The 19,403-nt window shown below is 63.2% G+C and carries 18 protein-coding genes; 12 read left to right on the top strand and 6 right to left on the bottom strand.

What is annotated here, in order from left to right; genetic code table 11:
• Positions 1 to 123: 123 nt before the first annotated feature.
• Positions 124 to 1,842, top strand: coding sequence for an EAL domain-containing protein (locus ACR2J1_RS07110; RefSeq protein ID WP_434018639.1), 1,719 nt, complete (start codon positions 124 to 126; stop codon positions 1,840 to 1,842).
• 12 nt (positions 1,843 to 1,854) lie between these two features.
• Here the strand turns inward: ACR2J1_RS07110 and ACR2J1_RS07105 are convergent, their stop codons facing one another.
• The gene (locus ACR2J1_RS07105; protein WP_434018638.1) at positions 1,855 to 2,088 is read right to left on the bottom strand and encodes a hypothetical protein; all 234 of its coding nucleotides are present in this window, start codon (positions 2,086 to 2,088) and stop codon (positions 1,855 to 1,857) included.
• A 260-nt stretch (positions 2,089 to 2,348) separates the two neighbouring features.
• Here ACR2J1_RS07105 and ACR2J1_RS07100 point away from each other — a divergent pair, with 260 nt between their 5' ends.
• Positions 2,349 to 3,215: a TIGR01459 family HAD-type hydrolase gene (locus ACR2J1_RS07100; RefSeq protein ID WP_434018637.1), complete on the top strand. Its 867-nt coding sequence runs from the start codon at positions 2,349 to 2,351 to the stop codon at positions 3,213 to 3,215.
• A gap of 182 nt (positions 3,216 to 3,397) precedes the next feature.
• Here the strand turns inward: ACR2J1_RS07100 and ACR2J1_RS07095 are convergent, their stop codons facing one another.
• Both ACR2J1_RS07095 and ACR2J1_RS07090 read right to left on the bottom strand, forming a co-directional pair.
• Positions 3,398 to 3,637, bottom strand: coding sequence for a hypothetical protein (locus tag ACR2J1_RS07095; RefSeq protein ID WP_434018636.1), 240 nt, complete (start codon positions 3,635 to 3,637; stop codon positions 3,398 to 3,400).
• Between the two features lie 71 nt (positions 3,638 to 3,708).
• A complete protein-coding gene (locus ACR2J1_RS07090; RefSeq protein ID WP_434018635.1) occupies positions 3,709 to 4,080 on the bottom strand; it encodes a response regulator in 372 nt (123 codons plus the stop codon).
• 305 nt (positions 4,081 to 4,385) lie between these two features.
• Between ACR2J1_RS07090 and ACR2J1_RS07085 the strand changes: the two genes are divergently transcribed.
• The 9 genes from ACR2J1_RS07085 to mutL all read left to right on the top strand — a co-directional run bounded on the left by ACR2J1_RS07085 (position 4,386) and on the right by mutL (position 16,689).
• Positions 4,386 to 4,778 carry a MaoC family dehydratase gene (locus tag ACR2J1_RS07085; RefSeq protein ID WP_434018634.1) on the top strand — a complete coding sequence of 131 codons (393 nt, stop codon included), beginning with the start codon at positions 4,386 to 4,388 and terminating at the stop codon, positions 4,776 to 4,778.
• Positions 4,779 to 4,796: 18 nt separating this feature from the next.
• Entirely contained in the window at positions 4,797 to 5,789 is a 993-nt protein-coding gene (locus ACR2J1_RS07080; protein WP_434018633.1) for a bifunctional riboflavin kinase/FAD synthetase, read from the top strand.
• A 54-nt stretch (positions 5,790 to 5,843) separates the two neighbouring features.
• Positions 5,844 to 9,362 (top strand): isoleucine--tRNA ligase, encoded by a 3,519-nt coding sequence (gene ileS / locus ACR2J1_RS07075; protein WP_434018632.1) that lies wholly within the window; start codon positions 5,844 to 5,846, stop codon positions 9,360 to 9,362.
• Positions 9,363 to 9,366: 4 nt separating this feature from the next.
• The gene (gene lspA, locus ACR2J1_RS07070; protein ID WP_434018631.1) at positions 9,367 to 9,909 is read left to right on the top strand and encodes a signal peptidase II; all 543 of its coding nucleotides are present in this window, start codon (positions 9,367 to 9,369) and stop codon (positions 9,907 to 9,909) included.
• 54 nt (positions 9,910 to 9,963) lie between these two features.
• Positions 9,964 to 10,560 (top strand): hypothetical protein, encoded by a 597-nt coding sequence (locus ACR2J1_RS07065; RefSeq protein ID WP_434018630.1) that lies wholly within the window; start codon positions 9,964 to 9,966, stop codon positions 10,558 to 10,560.
• Positions 10,561 to 10,793: 233 nt separating this feature from the next.
• Positions 10,794 to 12,149: a M16 family metallopeptidase gene (locus ACR2J1_RS07060; RefSeq protein WP_434018629.1), complete on the top strand. Its 1,356-nt coding sequence runs from the start codon at positions 10,794 to 10,796 to the stop codon at positions 12,147 to 12,149.
• A gap of 5 nt (positions 12,150 to 12,154) precedes the next feature.
• Positions 12,155 to 13,528, top strand: coding sequence for a M16 family metallopeptidase (locus ACR2J1_RS07055; protein WP_434018628.1), 1,374 nt, complete (start codon positions 12,155 to 12,157; stop codon positions 13,526 to 13,528).
• Between the two features lie 29 nt (positions 13,529 to 13,557).
• Entirely contained in the window at positions 13,558 to 14,889 is a 1,332-nt protein-coding gene (locus tag ACR2J1_RS07050) for a glucose-6-phosphate isomerase (RefSeq protein ID WP_434018627.1), read from the top strand.
• Between the two features lie 9 nt (positions 14,890 to 14,898).
• A complete protein-coding gene (mutL, locus tag ACR2J1_RS07045; protein WP_434018626.1) occupies positions 14,899 to 16,689 on the top strand; it encodes a DNA mismatch repair endonuclease MutL in 1,791 nt (596 codons plus the stop codon).
• A gap of 4 nt (positions 16,690 to 16,693) precedes the next feature.
• Here mutL and ACR2J1_RS07040 read toward each other — a convergent pair whose 3' ends face one another.
• From ACR2J1_RS07040 to ACR2J1_RS07030, 3 genes are all read right to left on the bottom strand, one after another.
• The gene (locus ACR2J1_RS07040) at positions 16,694 to 17,188 is read right to left on the bottom strand and encodes a hypothetical protein (RefSeq protein ID WP_434018625.1); all 495 of its coding nucleotides are present in this window, start codon (positions 17,186 to 17,188) and stop codon (positions 16,694 to 16,696) included.
• Between the two features lie 66 nt (positions 17,189 to 17,254).
• Complete coding sequence (rsmD, locus tag ACR2J1_RS07035) at positions 17,255 to 17,815, bottom strand: 16S rRNA (guanine(966)-N(2))-methyltransferase RsmD (RefSeq protein WP_434018624.1); 561 nt, start codon at positions 17,813 to 17,815, stop codon at positions 17,255 to 17,257.
• Positions 17,812 to 18,720 (bottom strand): pseudouridine synthase, encoded by a 909-nt coding sequence (locus ACR2J1_RS07030; protein WP_434018623.1) that lies wholly within the window; start codon positions 18,718 to 18,720, stop codon positions 17,812 to 17,814. The genes rsmD and ACR2J1_RS07030 overlap by 4 nt, the downstream gene beginning before the upstream one ends.
• Positions 18,721 to 18,733: 13 nt before the next feature.
• On the opposite strand from ACR2J1_RS07030, the gene ACR2J1_RS07025 reads away from it, so the two are divergent.
• Complete coding sequence (locus ACR2J1_RS07025; RefSeq protein ID WP_434018622.1) at positions 18,734 to 19,165, top strand: nucleoside deaminase; 432 nt, start codon at positions 18,734 to 18,736, stop codon at positions 19,163 to 19,165.
• Positions 19,166 to 19,403 lie beyond the last annotated feature (238 nt).

Here is a 19,403-nt window from a genome sequence, read left to right as displayed (position 1 = left end):
CGCGCAATTGGAGGCGCTCGCGACCCTTTCTGCTATTTGATTGCCCAATTTCTATTGCAGACAGAGCCTGCGCGCCGCATGATTTTCGCTTGAAGGGGGCAACGATGCGCAAGTTGAGCTGTCATGGCTGTTAACCGGCAAGCCTTGCCTGCGAGGCTGGTCTTTCTCGACATTGTCGTGCTTGTAGCCATGGCCATCACGGCGGCGGCATTCGCGGCGGGGCTCGCCGTTCATTCCAAGATCGATGTCATGCCGGCGGTGATCGCGGCCGCGGCGCTCTACATGGTTATGGCGTCCTCGCATTTCGTGGTGACGCGGTCTACCCGCGCGGGTTCGGTGGCCGGGCGCCTGAACGAGGTTGAGCAGGCGCTGAAAATGATTGATACCGATCTTCAGCGCATCGATCAGGTCGAGGATGACGTTGCGCGCCTCGATCTTCTCACCGACCGCGTCGAGCGGCTCGACCAGACAGTCACCGATATTGGCGGTCCCGAGCTTGCGGGCGGCATGGCGCGCGTGGAGGAACTCTCGACCGAGCTGAAGGCGATTCATGACAGGCTTGAGAACTTGCGCTGGGACATCGAGGATGAAGCGCGCGCGCAGCGCAGCAAGATCACGAGTGATCTGAAGAGTCTCGAAACCCTCATTACACAGCTTAGCCGCGAGCTGACCGGGACTCCGGGGGCGGCCATCGCGGCCGCGGCCGAACTTGCGGAGATGTCAGACGCCGCGCATGGCGAGGATGTGGAGCAAGAGTCGATCGTGGAGCGCGAGGAAGCCGAGCCAAGCGAAGACGACGAGACCACGCTGGGCGAGGAGCCGCTGCGGAAGGCTTGGGAGGAGGAGCCCGAAACTCCGCCCGAAACTTTGGAAGTCGCGATGACCGAGGCGATCCCGACAGCCGAATCCCTCGAGGACGTCCCGTCTGCCTCGATCCCGGATGCAGATAGCGCCGCGGTCGCGGAAGTGTTGAGCGATTTAGAGGCGCCGACGGAAGAAGCCTACGACGCCGTCGATCTCGAGCCTGATGACGCGCCCTTTGACCTCACGCTCGATGAGCGCGTCGAGGACGACGACATGGTTGTGCTTGCGCGCGAGGCCATTGAGCGGGGCCGCGTCGACCTGCATCTCCAGCCCATCGTCAAATTGCCGGAGCGGAAGCCTGTTTATTACGAAGCCCTATCGCGTATCCGCACCCATACCGACGACCTCATTCTGCCGGGCGCTTTCATCCCGGCCGTGGAAGGCGCCGGCATCGTGCATCTCATCGACAACGTGGCCCTAGTCAAAACGGTCCAGGTGCTGCGCCGGCTCGGCGAAGATACGAAAATCAAAGGCATTTTCTGCAACGCGTCGGTGAGGTCCCTGCTCGACTCCGACTTCTTTCCCGAGCTCGTCGAGTTTCTGGAAGAGAATGCGAGCTTGAGCGAGAGCCTTACCTTTGAGCTGGCACAGCCCGCCGTCATGGCTCTCGATGCGGATCAGCTCGGTTTCCTCGATACGCTGGGGGCGCTTGGTTTCCGCTTCTCCCTCGACCATGTCTCCGATCTCGATGTCGATTTCGCCGCGCTGCGCGCGCGATTCTTCCGCTTCATCAAGATCGAGGCAAAGACCTTCCTGCACGATATGCAGGAGAAGGGCGCGGCGCTGCCGTCCTCCAATATCAAGAGCTATCTCGACGACTTCGGCCTTAAGTTGATCGTGGAGAAGGTCGAGGATGAAGAAACCGCCGGACGGCTTCTCGATTACGGCGTGGACCTTGCCCAGGGTTATCTCTTCGCCGCGCCAAAGCCGGTCACCCCGGCGCTCTACCGCGAACTAGAAGATGTCGACGCGGCCTGAGCTTTGTCTACGTTAGTTCAGGGCACGATGCTCGCGTGGCGGCAGTCTCTCGCCGACAACGCGGTTCTCCACTGCGTGCATAGTGAGATCTTTGCCGTCGGCGACGCTTGCCGTCGCGACATTGGAAATCGCAAATGCACTTGCATTTGTCAGGGCGACGGGCGTGAGCGCGTAGACCGGCACGAGAATCAGCACGCAGCCCAATGCAAGAAGGGCAGCATCGGTCTTACTCAGTGCGGAAAACATCGTGCATCTCTTTCGCGAGGGAACGCCAGTCGTGTTCGTGGGCTCTTCAGAGGTCAGCGCCGGCCACTCCTCGCATGCGAATGTCTAGGAAGCGTCAGAACGCATCGCGCAACACGCGGCGAATTTTCCTAAGGTTTGAATGAGCCACGCGTGTTCCGCGCCTATTTCGGTGCGCCGTCCCGGGGTTTGGTGGCCTTGACCGCGTTTGCGCCAGCCTTTAACGCACCCGCATGTCCCTAACTGCTCCCCCCACAATTCCCTTGATCAGGGCCATTGCCGAGCTTGGTTCCGAGTACAGGGCCTGGCTGGTCGACATTTGGGGCGTGCTGCACAACGGCCGCTCCACATTCGGCGGCGCCGTTGCGGCCACTCGCGCCTTTCGTGCCGCCGGCGGGATCGTCGTGCTGCTCTCGAACTCGCCCCGTCCGAGCGAGGGCGTTCAGGCGCAGCTTCGTGGCCTTGGCGTTCCCGACGACGCCTACGATGCGACCGTCACCTCCGGCGACCTCACGCGACACGAACTTGCCAAGCACGCTGGCGCCCGCGTCTACCATCTCGGCCCAGAAAGCGACCGCCCGATCTTTGGCGGCATGGACGTTCAGTTGGTCGACAAGGATAGCGCCGAGCTTATCGTTTGCTCCGGCCTCTTCGACGACGAGACCGAAACCCCCGGTGATTATATGGGGCTCCTAACCGAGCTGGTCGGGCGCAAGCTACCGATGATCTGCGCCAATCCCGACCATCGCGTCGAGCGCGGCTCCGAGCTTGTCTATTGCGCGGGCGCTCTAGCGGTCATCTATGAGGAAATGGGCGGCAGCATTGTCTATGCCGGCAAGCCGCACCGGCCCATTTACGAGCTAGCGCTGAAATGCATCACGGAGCTGGCCGGCGCGCCTATCCCGCGTAGCGAGATCTTGGCAATCGGCGACGGCGTCAACACGGATATGGAAGGTGCGGCGAGCTTTGGCGTGGACGCGGTTTTCGTGGCGAGCGGGCTGCACGTGCCGTCGCCTGCCACAGGTCAGATGAACGAACTTGGTGACGAAAGCCTCGACACAAGTCATCTCGCCGAGCTGTTTGCCCGCGTGAAGCGGCCGCTCGCCGCGATGCGCAGCTTGAGCTGGTGAACCTTTAGACCTTGGCCATGAACGCGTCGATCGTATCCTGATCCAAGTTTGTGCCGGGCAGCCCCGGTCCGTCAGGGCGCAGCTTATCGGTCTGTCTTTGCCGCGTAGTGCTTTCTTGCCGGCGCGCACGCTCCGCTTCAGGCGCGTTGCAATCACCGCATCCAAGGCCTCGGTGATCTTGGTCACCCGCTGGCCGACGAGGTCATGGAAGCGCAAGCCGTCATGATGGTGAGAAGGGCATCTTGCGCCTTCATCGCCTCCTCGGTCTCCGCCGTTGCGAGCAGCTCTTCGGCGTTGGCGAGAATGCATCCTGCCGCCTCTTCCGCGGTGCTTCGGATCGCCGCAAGCTCGCGGACGGTGTTGACCCGCAGGCTGATCTCGGTCGCAATAGACTGATTGCTGCGCCGGCGGGCGCCGGGCACAGAGATCGTCGGTCGGCGCCTCGTGACGTTTCCCCCACGCCGCAGCATCAGCGTATTCCCCCGTTTATGATTTAGGCCTGCTGCCCAAATATCGCGTCGATCTTGGATTTGAGCGTCGCCGCGTTGAACGGCTTGACGATGTAGTTGTTCACGCCGGCCTTCTTGGCGGCGATGACGTTGTCGGTCTGCGATTCCGCCGTGACCATGATGAAGGGTGTGCGCGAGAGAACATCGTCGGCGCGCACTTCGCGCAACAGCTCGTACCCGGTCATGGGCTCCATGTTCCAATCGGAAATGACAAGCCCGTAGTTTTTTTCCCGCATCATATTCAGTGCGGCGCTTCCGTCGCTTGCCTCATCAACATTGCCGAAGCCGAGCTGTTTCAGAAGGTTGCGAATGATGCGGATCATCGTCTTGTAGTCGTCGACGACGAGTACCGGCATGCTGGTATCGACAGCCCTCGTTTCTCCACGCTCACGGAGCCTCCCGCCGACGAGACATTCTGATCCACGTCGCCGCCCCCGAACTTCAGAGACGGAAGCGACTGAAACAACTTAAGGTTTGCCGAACGGGGCGTTAAGCGGGGTCGCTCAATGCCGAGAAGAAGAGGTGTGACGGTTGTTGCGGTGCAACAAAGGCTTCGCTATTTTGCGCCAGCAATTCCGCAGGGACAGGGGTTTATATGACACCGACTGGAAACGGCGCGAGTTTAGGCCACGGTTACTATTTTGAGGATCTCTCACTAGGCATGGAGGAAAGTTACTCCAAGGTCATCAGCGACGACGATGTGCGGGTGTTTGCTGAACTCTCAGGAGACGTTAACCCGGTTCACCTGAATGATGCCTTCGCGGCCGACACCATCTTCAAGCGCCGTATTGCCCATGGCTCCCTCACCGGCAGCCTCCTGTCCACGGTGCTTGGCACCAAGCTTCCGGGCCCCGGCTGCATTTATCTCTCGCAAAACCTGAAATTCCGCGCTCCGGTCTATATTGGCGATGAGGTCGTGGCGACCTGCAAGGTAACGAATCTCGACGCAGAGAAGGGCCGCGCTACGTTGGCGTGCACCTGCGCCGTCAACGGCAAGCCGGTACTAGAAGGCGAAGCGGTGATGATGGTGGATCGCCGCGAGCCACGCTCATAGGCGGTTAAGGAATGCACGATGGACGTGATCCGCGGCTGGCGGGACGTACCGGCGTCCGCGCAAGGCGCGGCGTTGGCGATCGGCAATTTTGACGGCGTCCATCGCGGCCATCAGGCGGTCTTTCGCGAGGCGAAGCGCATTGCTGACGTGGAAGGAAGCCGCGCCGGTGCCGTCCTGTTCGAGCCTCATCCGCGCGAGTTCTTCGAGCCGGGCCGGCCATTCTTTCACTTGACGCCGCTCCCCTTGAAGCTGGAGCTGCTTCGCGCCCTTGATCTCGATCAGACCGTCGTTATTCCGTTTGACCAGGCATTGGCCTCCTTGAGCGCGGACGCCTTCGCCCGCGACGTGATCGCCGGAGCGCTTCGCGCGAGTCACGTCGTCGTAGGCTACGACTTCACCTATGGCAGGGGCCGTACCGGATCGACGGAAGCTCTTGCAGCCCTTGGGCGTGAACTCGGCTTCGGCGTCGACGTGGTCGCACCGAAGGGGGCTGAGGGCACCACCTTCTCCTCGAGCCAGGTGCGGCAGCATCTGCGCGACGGCGAGATGCAAGAGACGGCCCATCAGCTCGGCTATTGGTGGCGAGTGGTCGAAACCGTTGCGCCCGGCGCAGGCCGCGGCAAGGGCCTCGGTTTTCCCACCGTAAACCTTCCTCTCGGCGAAGGACAGGATGTGGCGCACGGCATCTATGCGCTTCGCGTCGAGCATGGAGGCCGGCGCTATCACGCTGCCGGCTATGTGGGGTCGCGTCCGACCTTCGGCGACGGCCAGCCCGTGCTGGAGGCCTATCTGCTGGACTTCGAGGGCGATCTCTACGGCGAGACGATCGAAATCGAGTTCATCGCACAGCTTCGCGGCGATCATACTTTCGCCTCGGCTGATGAACTCGCCGTGCAGATGCGCAAGGACTGCGAGGCGGCACGAATGGTCTTGACGGCGATAGAGACCGACGACCCTATGCGTCACTTTCCCTTGCAGCACGCACTCGAAGACCTCAGCACTGGATCGTAACGAGCGGCGTTGCTAGAAACCGACCGACTCAGAACGCGCGGCAAGAAAGCAATCATGGCGAGAAACACCACAAAGAGCGGTAAGCCTCCGCGCAAGACCTCACGACCGTCCAAGGCGAGCACGGCCAAGCGCACGGCCGTTAAGGCCAAGACGCTGAAAGCCAAGGCCGTAACGACCAAGACCGCTAGGGCCAAAGCTGCGGCGCGACCGAAGGTCAAGGTGACGGCTCCAAAGGCCAAATCGCGCGCCAAAGTTGGCTCCAAGACCACGGCCAAGACGGGAGCCGGGAGGAAATCTCACCCCGTCGCTAAACCGAAATCGGCCGCCGCACGAAGGCCTCAGGCCAAGCCGCGATCGAGCGCCAAGCCCGGGGGAAAATCCAAGTCCGCCGCGACGAAGCGCGCCGTGGCCAAGCAGGTGCGCGCCGCGAAGCCGGGCGCAACCGTTAAGGCAATGCCCACGGTTAAACCGAAGGCCCCCGCGGAGACCAAAGTGACGACCCGTGCGAAGCGGCCCGCAAACAAGGTCGCTTCTTCTGCAAAATCCGCGCCCGCGCCGACACCGTTGCCGCTAAAGGCGAGCGCCGACCCCGCGCCGCAGCGCGACCGCGACTGGAGCGCGACGCTCTTTCTGCCGAAGACGGACTTCCCCATGAAGGCGGGTCTGCCGCAGCGCGAACCCGAGCTCCTTGAGCGTTGGAAGAGACTTGGCCTCTATGACCGGTTGCGCGAGGAGGCGAAGGGTCGCGAAAACTTCATCCTTCACGACGGGCCGCCTTACGCCAATGGCCATCTCCATATTGGCCACGCCCTGAATAAAATCCTCAAGGACGTCATCAACCGCTCGCAGCAAATGATGGGCAAGAACGCCAACTACGTTCCGGGCTGGGACTGTCACGGCCTTCCCATCGAGTGGAAGATCGAGGAGGAGAATTATCGCGCCAAGTGTAAGACGAAGCCCGATCTCTCCGACCCAGGCGCCATGATCGCGTTCCGCCGCGAGTGCCGCGCCTATGCCGAGCATTGGCTCGACGTGCAGCGCGAGGAGTTCAAACGCCTCGGCGTCGAGGGCGATTGGGATCATCCCTACACCACGATGAGCTTCGAGGCGGAAGCGACCATCGCGCGCGAACTCACCAACTTCGCTATGAACGGCCTGCTCTATCGCGGCTCCAAGCCCGTGATGTGGTCCGTGGTGGAACGCACCGCTCTCGCCGAGGCAGAAGTTGAATATGCCGAGATTGAAAGCCCGGCGATCTACGTCAAGTTTCCCGTAGTTTCGGGCGCGATGGGCCTGCTCGAGGATTTTGCCGGCGCGGTCGCGCACGAGCTGACCGTGCTCGGTGCATCCGTCGTGATCTGGACCACCACCCCCTGGACGATCCCCGGTAACCGCGCGGTTGCGTTCTCGCGCGATATCAAATACGGGCTCTACGAAATAACCGACGCCCCCACCGACAATTGGGCCAAGAAAGGCGAGCGGTTGATCCTCGCAGATGCGCTCGCCGAGAATGTGTTGCAGGCCGCACGGGTCAGCGCCTGGGAACGTGTCGCCACCGTGCCGCGCAGCGCCCTCGATACGCTGATTGCCGCGCACCCACTGCGCGGGCACGGCTATGATTTCGATGTTCCGCTTCTCGCGGGCGCGCATGTCACTGCCGATACCGGCACTGGTTTTGTGCATACGGCGCCAGGTCACGGCACCGAGGACTTCGAAGTCTGGGAGGATAATCGCCGCGACCTTGAAGCCCGCGGCACCGAGACGAAGATCCCATTCACCGTCGATGAGGCGGGATACTTCACCCAAGAAGCGCCGGGCTTCGAAGGGAAGCGCGTCGTCGACGATAAGGGCAAGTTCGGAGATGCCAACGAGGCCGTGATCCAGGCGCTCATGCAGGCCGGCGCGCTTCTCGCCCGCGCGCGTCACAAGCACGATTATCCCCATTCTTGGCGCTCGAAGAAGCCGGTCATCTTCCGTGCAACGCCGCAATGGTTCATCGCCATGGACCGCCCCATCGATGCACGCAAGACGCTGCGGGCGCGCGCTCTGAATGCCATCGACGACACGCGTTGGGTGCCCCCGCAGGGGGAGAACCGCATCCGGGGCATGATCGAGACGCGGCCGGACTGGGTCGTCTCGCGCCAGCGCGCCTGGGGCGTCCCCATCACGGTATTTCGGAATAAGGACACCGGCGAAGTTCTGCCTGGAGCGAGAGAAAATGAGTCGCTCGACTTGATCGACCGGATTGTCACGGCCTTCCGCGAGGAGGGCTCCGATGCCTGGTTTAAGCAGGGCGCCAAGGAGCGCTTCCTAGGAGGGATCGTCAACAATCCTGACGATTGGGAGAAGGTGGACGATATTCTCGACGTCTGGTTCGATTCCGGCTGCACTCACGTCTTTGTGCTTGAGGACCACCGCGGGCTGAGCTGGCCTGCGTCGCTCTATCTCGAAGGCTCCGACCAGCATCGCGGCTGGTTTCAATCGTCGCTGTTGGAGTCCTGCGGCACCCGCGGCCGCGCCCCCTATGACGCGGTCCTCACGCATGGCTTCGTTGTCGACGAGAACGGCCGCAAGATGTCGAAGTCCCTCGGCAATGTCGTGGCGCCGCAAGACGTGATCCGGCAGTCCGGCGCCGAGATTCTGAGGCTTTGGGCCATGAGCTCCGACTATGCCGAGGATCTCCGCATCGGCGCCGAGATCGTGAAGGCCAATGTCGAGTCCTATCGCAAGCTCAGAAACACGCTCCGCTTTCTGCTCGGCAACCTCGCGCACTATCAGCCTGCTCTCGCGGTGCCTTACGACGAGATGCCTGAGCTTGAACGCTATATGCTCTCGTGCCTGGCCGAGCTCGACGATGTCGTGCGCCGCGGCTATGCCGCCTTCGACTTCAAGCGCATCTTTCACGCGCTCTTCAATTTCTGTGTCAACGATCTCTCGGCCTTCTATTTAGACATCCGCAAGGATGCACTCTATTGCGAGCCGTTGGACAGCGTCACGCGCCGGTCCGCGTTGACCGTGCTGGACACGATCTTCTCCTCGCTCACCGCCTGGCTCGCGCCGATGCTGTGCTTCACCATGGAGGAGGCCTGGCTCAATCGCTTCCCCGATGACAATGGCTCGGTGCATCTGAGGCAGTTTCCTGACATTCCCGATGCATGGCGCGCAGCAGCTCTCGCGGAGAAATGGCGCAAGGTACGGGCGGTGCGCCGCGTCGTGACTGGCGCGCTCGAGGTCGAGCGGAAAGAAGGCCGTATCGGTTCGAGCCTGGAAGCTGCGCCGAACGTCTATATTGCGGACAAAAACCTTCGTGCCGCGCTTGAAGGCGTCGATCTCGCTGAGACCGCGATCACCAGCGACCTGAGCTTGCTCGAGGGCGAAGGGCCGGAGACGGCTTTCCGCCTCGACGACGTGCCGGGCGTGGCCGTCGTCTTCGAACGCGCCAAGGGCACGAAATGCGCGCGCTCATGGAAGATCCTTGCAGAGGTCGGTTCGGACCCTGAGTTCCCCGACCTCTCGCCACGCGACGCCGATGCGGTGCGCCAGTTTGATGCTCGGCTCGCAGCGGCAGAGTAGGGACATGACAGAGCGTACCGTGACCGCGACCGACCGAGAGAGCTGGGTATGGGGACCGCTGTCGGCGCTAGGCCTCACCGTTGCCGCCGTCGTCGTTGTACTGGATCAGGCCAATAAGGCCTGGATGATCTACGTCTATGACATCGGCGCGCGCGGCATCGTCACCATCACACCCTTCTTCGATCTCGTCCTCGTCTGGAACAAGGGCATCAGTTACGGCCTCCTCACGCAAGAGACCGACCTCGGCCGCTGGGCGCTCATCGCTTTCGCCTTCGTCGCTAGCCTCGCCCTCGGTCTTTGGCTCGCCCACATCACCACGCGCCTCGTCGCAATCTCCATTGGCCTCATCGTCGGCGGCGCGATCGGCAACGCCATCGACCGCATCCTGTATGGGGCCGTTGCGGACTTTTTCTCGCTCCATGCCTTCGGCTTCGATTGGTATGTTTTCAATATCGCCGATGTCGCGATCGTTGTCGGGGTGATCGGACTCCTGTATGACTCAGCCTTCGGGGGCCACAAAAAGGCCGGAAAGCCTACTAAGATATGACAATTCCGGCTTAGGCCCGGAAATTGAGGGAGAATTTTGGGGCACTCCGGGGTCATGATTTCGAGTTTATCCTCGCGCGCGCTGACCTGCGCGGTCCTTGCTGCGTCCTTGCTCGGCGTTGGCGGCTGCGGCGGCGTGGAGTTCCAAGGCAAGGTCTTCGACTATATGGGCGTTTCCGGTGATGGCACGAAGGAAGACGTGCGCATGACGGAGCGTGCGCCCCTTCTTTTGCCCCCAAATCTCAAGGCTTTGCCACAGCCCGGTGCAGGCACCGCCGTCGCCACCGCGCGCCCGGATTGGCCTACGAATCCGGAAGTCCAGCGCAAGCGCGTTGCGGAGGTCAAAGCTGCGGAGGCGTCGAAGGCAGAGGCAGAAGCCGACCCGATCAACCCCTACGCCGGCAAGCCCACCTTGCTCGACAAGGTCTTCGGCAAGAAAAAGACGACCGCAGAGCCGGTCGCCGATGTTCCGGAGCCGGATCCGACGGACAAGACCCCCGGCCAGAAGCCGAAGGCCTCCTCGGTTGCGGCAACGCAGCGCACCGATCCGACCATTTTGGCGCCGCCGCCCACCGAAGACCCGTTCCATCCGTCGGCGCCGAGCAGCTACGAGACGATGTCGAACCCCTCCGGGAACGACGCAACTAACTAAAACGGGACTCGGCGATCCCGGCTTGGGTCGTTTTCACGCCTTGAAATTGCGCAGCCGAGGTCTGAAATTCGGACGATCGGCTCCGCACACCACTTAGGCACGAAGCTTGCTCGGCTCTGAGCCGCGTCATTTCCCTTCGGCCCAGCTCTATGGTGATGTGGATGTTCGATCAGTCTAACGCCACGCTCCGATCCCGGCTGCGTGTGTCTTTAATGAGCTTGGGTATTGCCGCCATGACCGTAGCTGTTGCCATGGACCACGTTGATGCCGCCGAAGAGGTGAGCGAGTTCACGCTCGCCAACGGCCTGCATCTCGTGGTTATCCCCGACCGTCGCGCGCCCGTCGTGACTCAGATGATCTGGTATAAGGTCGGTGCCGCGGATGAACCGCCCGGCGCATCCGGCATCGCCCATTTCCTCGAACATTTGATGTTCAAGGGAACCGACGAAATTCCGCCCGGACAGTTCTCCAAGATCGTCGCGCGCAATGGTGGCGACGATAACGCCTTCACCAATCACGACGTCACGGCCTACTTCCAGCGCGTCGCCAAGGACCGCCTGCCGATGGTGATGGCGATGGAGGCCGACCGCATGGCCAATTTGCGCCTCACGCCGGAAGATGTGGCGATCGAGCGCGATGTCATTCTCGAAGAGCGCCGCTCCCGCGTGGACAATGACCCCGGCAGCATCCTGCAGGAGCAGATGATGGCGGCGCTCTATAGCAATCACCCCTACGGTGTCCCGATTATTGGGTGGGAGCATGAGATCAAGGATCTCAACCGCGACGATGCGCTCGCGTTCTACAAGCGTTTCTACGCCCCCAATAACGCCATTCTCATCGTAGCGGGAGACGTCGAGCCGGAGGAGGCAAAGACGCTCGCTGAGGGTGCGTTCGGGAAGATTCCCCCAAGTTCTTCCCTGGACGGACGCACCCGGCCCTCGGAGCCCGACCATGCTGCGCCCGTGCGGGTGACGCTTGAAGACGCCCGCGCCGGACGCACCACCGTGCAACGCTATTACCTTGCGCCGAGCTATTCTTCTGCCAAACCGGGCGAAGCCGAAGCACTCGATCTTCTGATGCGTATCGCAGCATCCGGCTCCGTTAGCCGCATCTATAAGCGTCTCGTCGTCGAGCAGAAAAAGGCGGCGAGCGCCGGCGGCTGGTATTCGGATTCTGGTCTCGATTCAGGGAGGCTCGGCTTCTATGCCATCGCCGCCGACGGCGTCAGCGCCGAAGAGATCGACAAAGCCATCGAAGAGGTTACCACCGAGCTCCGGGACAGCGGCGTCACCCAGGCCGAGCTTGACCGTGCGCGGAAATCCTACATTGCCGAGTTCGTCGACACCCAGGATAGCCAGTCGCGCATGGCGCGTCATTACGGCTGGAAGCTCTCCATGGGCATGAGCATCGAGGATGTGCAGGCATGGCCGGACCGCCTGCGCCAGGTCACTCTGCAAGACATCAAGAATGTCGCGCAGAAATATCTGGTCGAGAAGAATTCGGTCACCGGCTACCTGCTGCCGATTCCCGAATATACCAGCAGCATTGGTGATAAGCCCGCGCCTGTACCGCAAGCAGGCAAGTCGTAACGCCCATGGCGCTGAGATCCTTGCTTGCACCGAACGTGTTGCGCTATGGCCCCCGTCTCGGCGGCGCTTTTGCGCTCCTTCTCACCGCCTTCAGCACGCTTCCAGCCAACGCCATGGACATTCAGCGCGTCACCAGCCCCGGCGGCATCGAGGCTTGGCTCGTAGAGAGTCACACCAATCCCCTCATCGCCATGCGCTTCGCCTTTCGCGGCGGCGCGGCGCAGGACACGCCCGGAAAAGAGGGCCTGGCCTATTTCGTCAGTGCCATGATGGACGAGGGCGCGGGCGATCTCGATTCTGTCGCCTTCCAGGAGGCGCAAGAAACGCTCGCCATGCAAATGGATTTCGATGCCGGGCGCGACGTGATGCTCGGCAACGTGCGCACGCTGACGGAGAACGCGGACGAGACGTTCAAACTTTTGCGCCTTGTCATGACCGCTCCTCGCTTCGACCAGGATGCCCTTGAGCGCGTGCGCGCGCAAATCCTTGCGGGGTTGAAATTTGACGCGAACGATCCGGAAACGGTGGCCTCCATCGTCTGGGACCGGCTCGCCTTTCAGGACCACCCTTACGGGCGCCCCATTAAGGGGACGTTTGCCTCGATCTCCGCCATCGACCGCGACGATCTCCAGGACTACGCAAAGCGTGTTTTTGCGCGCGACAAGTTCGTCATCACCGTCGTCGGCGACATCGATGCTGAAAAGCTCGGGCGCGTTCTCGATCAGGTTTTCGGCGATCTGCCGGAACATCCCGTTCTCACGCCTGTCGCGGATGCCACGCCGCCTTTGGGCCCATCGCGCGAGATCATCGAGATGGATGTGCCGCAGTCGGTGGCGCAGTTCGGGCATCGCGGCTTCAAGCGGGCTGACGACGATTTCATTCCCGCCTACGTGCTCAACTACATCATCGGCGGTGGCGGCTTCTCCTCGCGGCTGATGGAAGAGGTGCGCGAGAAGCGCGGCCTTGCCTACTCGGTCTATTCGAATCTGTATCCCTACCAGCACGGTTCGGTGTTCGTCGGCAACGTGGCCACCAAGAACGAGGCCGTCGGCCAGTCGCTCTCGGTGATCGAGGGCGAGCTGCGGCGCTTCGCGGAGCAGGGACCAACTGCCGAGGAGCTTGAATCGGCGAAGAGTTACCTGACCGGCGCGTATGCGCTTCGCTTCGAATCCTCGGCGAGCATCGCGAGCCAGCTGCTGTGGATCCAAATCGAGGATCTCGGCATTGATTACGTCGATCGGCGCAATCAGCTCATCGATGCAGTGACGCTCGATGATATCAAGCAGGTCGCAAAGCGGCTGATCGAAGCCGATCGCCTGATCATCACGATCGTCGGCAAGCCGGTCGAATCCAAAACCAAAGCACCCGCGCCGGGTTAGTCCGCCGCTGCGATGCAAAAAGGCGGTCCATGCCGTTTTCGCAAAATGTCAACGGCTGCTTAGAGGCGAAGATCGGCCCCGCAGGATTGCCCGAAGCGTCATTCCGCTCTCGCCTCGCGGCCCTCGAACCGCGCCTCAAATCCCTACGCGCTACCCACGTTGATGGCTCGCTGCCTCTCTTGCGCGTGCCGGAATGGCGCGACGATATCGCGCCCGCCCGCGCCGCCCTGGGCCATCTCACACAAGGCGCGCGCACGCTGGTCGTTTTCGGCACCGGCGGATCCAGCCTTGGCGGCCAGACCCTCGCGCAGCTTGGCGGTTGGGGCATTCCGGGCGATGAGACGCACGGCAGCGAGCAGCGACCGCGGACGCGCTTCTACGACAATCTCGACGCCCGCACGCTCGAGCTCGCTCTGGCTGGCCTTGACCTCAAGACCACGCGCTTCATCGTCACCTCCAAGTCTGGCAACACGCCGGAGACGCTGGTGCAGATCAGCGCCGCCATCGATGCGGTGCGCAAAGCCGGGTTGGCGGCGCGCATCCCGGATCTCTTCCTCGGCCTGACCGAGTCGGGCACGACGGGGCAGAGCAACGGCTTGCGCGCGCTGTGCGAGGCTTTCGCGATCCCGACGCTGGAACATGACACCGGCATCGGCGGCCGCTTTTCCGGCCTCACCAACGTCGGCCTTCTGCCGGCGCTTTCCCGCGGCCTCGATGTCGAGGCCCTGCGCGAAGGAGCCGCAAGCGTCGTCGAGGCGCTGCTGGATGGCCGCAACGCCAGCGACTTTGCTCCAGCTGTCGGCGCGGCCATTGCGGTCGGCCTTGCCAAGGAGCGCGGCGTGCGCGCCAATATCATGCTGCCCTATAGCGACCGCCTCTCCCGCTTTGCTGCCTGGTATGTTCAGCTTTGGGGCGAGAGTCTGGGCAAAGACGGCGAGGGCACGACCCCGGTTGCGGCGCTTGGCCCCGTCGACCAACACAGCCAGCTTCAATTGTATCTCGACGGTGCGCCCCAGCATTTCATCACCGTCGTGCGCGTGAACTGTGCCGGCGTCGGGCCCCGGGTCGCGCCCGATCTCGCGTCGCTGGCAAAGGCCGATTACCTCGCCAATCGCGCCGTCGGCGACCTCGTGGCGGCCCAGCAGCGCGCGATTCCTGAGGCCCTGATAAAAGCCGGTCGCCCTGTGCGCACGATCGATATCGAAACCCTGGACGAGCGCGCCCTTGGGGCTTTGATGATGCATTTCATGCTGGAGACGATTCTGGCCGCCCATCTCCTCGGCGTCGATCCTTTCGACCAGCCGGCAGTAGAATCGGGTAAAATCCTCACTCGGCGCTATCTGGAAGACGCCGCCGGCTGAAAGACCCGCATGGCCATACGGCAACTGCCGCCCAATCTCGTCAACCGCATCGCCGCGGGCGAGGTGGTCGAGCGTCCCGCCAGCGTCGTCAAGGAGCTGATCGAGAACGCCATCGATGCCGGCGCGACACGGATCGACATCGCGGCCACCGGCGGCGGCTTGAGCCTGATCCGCGTCGTCGACGATGGCGCTGGCATGAACGCGCAGGACCTTGTTCTCGCCGCGGAGCGGCACGCGACCTCCAAGCTCTCCGACGACGATCTTACCAATATCCTCACTCTCGGTTTTCGCGGGGAGGCTTTGCCGTCGATCGCCTCCGTCGCGCGGTTGAATATCCAGAGCCGCGCGCGCGGCGCGACGGAAGCATTCGAGGTCGCCGTCGAAGGCGGGCGCAAGGCGCCTCGAAAGCCGGCGGCGCTGAACGAAGGCACTCGCGTCGAGGTGCGCGATCTGTTCTACGCAACGCCCGCGCGGCTCAAATTCATGAAGACCGAGCGCGCGGAGACGGCCGCCATCACCGATGTGGTGAAGCGTCTGGCGCTGGCGCAGCCCGCGATCGGCTTCAGTCTTGCTGTCGGCGACACGACCACGCTGCGGCTTGAGCCGTGTCCGCCCGGACTGCTCGATCATGCTTTGACCCGGCTTGGGCGCATTCTCGGTCAGGATTTTGTCAAGGACGCGCTGCCGGTGCACTTTTCCCGTAACCGCATAACCCTGGAAGGCTTCGCGGGCCTGCCCACCCTGCATCGGCCCAACACGCTGCATCACCATCTCGTCGTCAACGGCCGCCCCGTGCGCGACAAGCTGCTGACCGGTACCATACGCGCGGCCTATGGCGACCTCGTTCCTGCCGGCCGCTATCCGATGCTCGTGCTGTTCCTGACCGTGCCGCCTGACGAGGTCGATGTGAATGTCCACCCTGCCAAGACCGAGCTCCGCTTCCGCGATCCGAACGACATCCGCTCGATTCTCATCGCGGCCATCCGCGCGGCGCTGGCCTCGGCCGGCCACCGCGCCACGAGCTCGCTGGCGCAAGCGGCGTTGCAGCGTATGGCGCCGGGCAATGGCGATCAGAACGTGCAGAGATATATTTGGGACGACGCAAGGCCAGCGACGCCAAACGGCTTTACCGACCAGGCTCAGGCACCGCACGCCCAGCTTGGCGCACCGAGCGCAGACATGCGCGGCCATGACATGTCGCCTGCGTCTGAAGATGCGCTTTACCCGTTGGGCGCGGCTCGGGCGCAAGTCTCGGACACCTTCATCATTTCCGAGACCGGCGACTCTCTCGTCATCATCGATCAGCACGCCGCGCATGAGCGGCTGGTCTATGAGCGGCTGAAGCGCGCCTTCACCAATGGCGGGATCGCGCGCCAGATGCTGCTCATCCCCGAAGTCATCGAGCTTGAACCCGGCGCGGCCCAGCACATCGCCGCTGCGGCGCCGGAACTCGAGCGCCTCGGCCTCGTCGTTGAGCCTTTTGGGCCCTCCGCAATCGTCGTGCGCGAGATGCCAGCTCTGCTCGGTACCTGCGCTATCAAGCCGCTGATCAGCGACCTCGCCGACGAGGTTGCCGCGGAAGAGGGGAGTGGCCTGCTGGCCAAGCGCCTCGACCATGTCCTCTCCACGATGGCGTGTCACGGCAGCGTCAGGGCCGGACGCAGGCTCACGCCGGAGGAGATGAACGGTCTCCTGCGCGACATGGAGACGACGCCCTTCACCGGCCAATGCAATCACGGCCGCCCGACCTATGTCGAGCTCAAGCTCACCGACATCGAGAAGCTGTTCCAGCGCCGCTGACCGCTCAGACCTTCTCCGCATTGACATGCTCGGTGACGCACGCCGCGAGATCGCCGATTGCCGCGCGCGTGCCCGTCAACTTGAAGCGGATGTGACTGCCGAGAACGTCGATGGTGAGCACGCTACCGTTGCGCAAGGCATCGACCACGGGATCTGAGTTCTCGAGCGGGATTAGCACGCCGTGGGGGTCAACGACCTTGGCGAAGGATTCGATCGGCGCATTGGCGTCGATCACGAGCGTGACCTCTTTGGTGACGCCGACGTCGAGATTCCAGCGCTCGTCGGCGAGCGCCAGGCCCCAATCGAAATCCTTGCTGATGACGAAGGCGAGCAGTAGGCCGTCTTCGGACTGAGCGGTCATAGTGCAGTCGCTGAAGCGCCCGTCGGCGCCAAACTTAGGACCGCCCTCCCAGATGCCCGAGTTGAACACGCTCACAACCGAGGCACTGGCGCTGGTGACCATGAGCAAAACCGCGAACGCCAAAACTCTAAGCGCCATGCCCCCTCCAGAGCCGCAATGAGGCATCCAATCACGGATCGGGCACAAGACCAAATCCGCGCATGGTCATGCGACCCCTCGCGCAATGGCGATCCGCGTTTCGCCATAGACGCGGGCATCGATGGGATGAAGCGGAGCCGGCCAAGCGATTTCCGCATCGGCGCGTTCCTCCAGGACCACGATGGCTTCCGACGCAAGCCAACCTCCGCCAATGGCTGCCGCAATGGCCTGTGTTCCGAGATCTTTGCCATAGGGCGGGTCACAAAAAGCGAGATCGAATGGCTCGAGATTTCCGACCGGGCCGAGCTTGGTGGCGTCGCGCCGCCAAATCTTGGTGACGCCTGCGAGGCCAAGCGCCTCGACATTGCGCCTGATGGCAGCGCGCGCGTCGGAGCTCTCCTCGATGAAGACCGCATAGCGCGCCCCGCGCGACAGCGCTTCGATCCCGAGCGCGCCCGATCCTGCAAACAGGTCGAGCACGCGGGCGCCTTCGAAATCCACTCCCGGCGCGCCATGCTCCAGCACATTGAACAGAGCCTGCCGCACGCGGTCGCTGGTCGGCCGCGTCGCCAATCCCTTCGGCGCATGGATCGTCGCGCCGCGATATTGGCCTGCCACGATTCTCATCGCCTGTGCGTGGCTTCGCGCTTTCGCCGCGTCTCGCCGAGAAAGCCGAACTCGCCGGCGAGCTTCGTGCCGAGCTGGTCGACCAGCACCTTCTGCTTCACCTCCGACACCGCGCCGGTGGCGAGGTCGCCGAGCATGAACGGCCCGAACGATACGCGGATGAGGCGGTTGACGGTGAGCCCGAGATGCTCGAGCAGCTTCTTCACCTCGCGGTTCTTGCCTTCGCGAAGGCCCAGCGTCAGCCACATATTGCTGCCCTGCAAGCGATCGACCGCGGCCTCGACCGGACCGTAACGCACCTCCTCGATGGTGATGCCTTTCCGCAAGCGGTCGAGCGCGTCCTCGGTGACGCGGCCATGCGCGCGCACGCGATAGCGCCGCAGCCAGGCCGTGCTCGGCAACTCCAGATGCCGCGCGAGCGCGCCGTCGTTGGTGAGGAGCAGCAGGCCTTCGGTGTTGAGATCGAGACGGCCGATCGAGACGACGCGCGGCAGGTCCGGCGGCAAAGCGGCGAACACGGTCTGCCGCCCCTGGGGGTCCTTGTGGCTTGTCACCTGGCCCTTCGGCTTGTGATAGCGCCACAGCCGCGCGGACTGCGCCTGCGGCAGCGCCTTGCCGTCGACAGTGATCTTGTCCGCAGGTCCGACAACATGGGCGGCGGTGGTCAGCACCTTGCCGTTGACGGCAACACGGCCAAGCTCGATCCAGCGTTCCGCATCGCGGCGGGAGCTAAGCCCGGCATGGGCGATCGCCTTGGCGATGCGCATTTCGGACGCGACCGGCGCGGAGAAAGGCGGAAGTGCCTTGCTCGTGCCGCGTCTGGCCCCTTGACCCTGCCGCTGCCCGCGGCTCACTTTGGCACCCATGATGACGCGGAAGCTCGCAGAAGCGGCGGAGAGTAGCAAGGAAGCCCCGCCCATGGACCGCGCGCTCGCGCAGGCCGAGGCCGCGCGCGACCGCGGCGAGGTGCCGGTCGGCGCGGTGATCGTGAGCGCGGACGGGGAGATCCTGGCCGAGACCGGCAACGAGACCCTGATGCGACGCGACCCGACCGCCCATGCCGAACTCATCGCCATCCGCGCGGCTTGCGCCAAGCTCGACTCGGAGCGGCTCATCGACTGCGATCTCTATGTGACGCTTGAGCCTTGTGCCATGTGCGCCGCCGCCATTTCCTTCGCCCGCATCCGCCGGCTCTATTTCGGTGCCCCCGATCCCAAGGGTGGCGCGGTCGAACACGGGCCGCGCTTTTTCTCGCAGCCGACTTGCCACCACGCGCCGGAAGTGATCGCCGGCATGGGCGAGACAAGAGCTGCCGCGCTCCTGACGGATTTCTTTGCGGCTCGGCGTTAGCAGGTGGCGTCGCCTTCTTTGTCATTGCCTGTGCGGAAGTAAGTACGAAGCAAGCGACAGCACTGCCGCGACGCGGCGCGTCCGGGTTTGCAGCAGTCTCCCCCGCAGGAGGGGGTGGCGCGCCGAAAGGCGCAAACATTAAGTGTCCGCGACCATGGGATCGCGGCGGGCGCCGTCCGGCGCGCCACATGCGCTCTCACGCATGCTCTTTCGCGGCAGATTTTTCGGACGCCGGGCC

Origin of the sequence: Methyloceanibacter sp., assembly GCF_050999895.1 — a bacterium.
Taxonomy (GTDB): domain Bacteria; phylum Pseudomonadota; class Alphaproteobacteria; order Rhizobiales; family Methyloligellaceae; genus Methyloceanibacter.
Note: the sequence above shows the minus strand (reverse complement) of the source record. Positions and strands in the feature narration are given on the sequence as shown.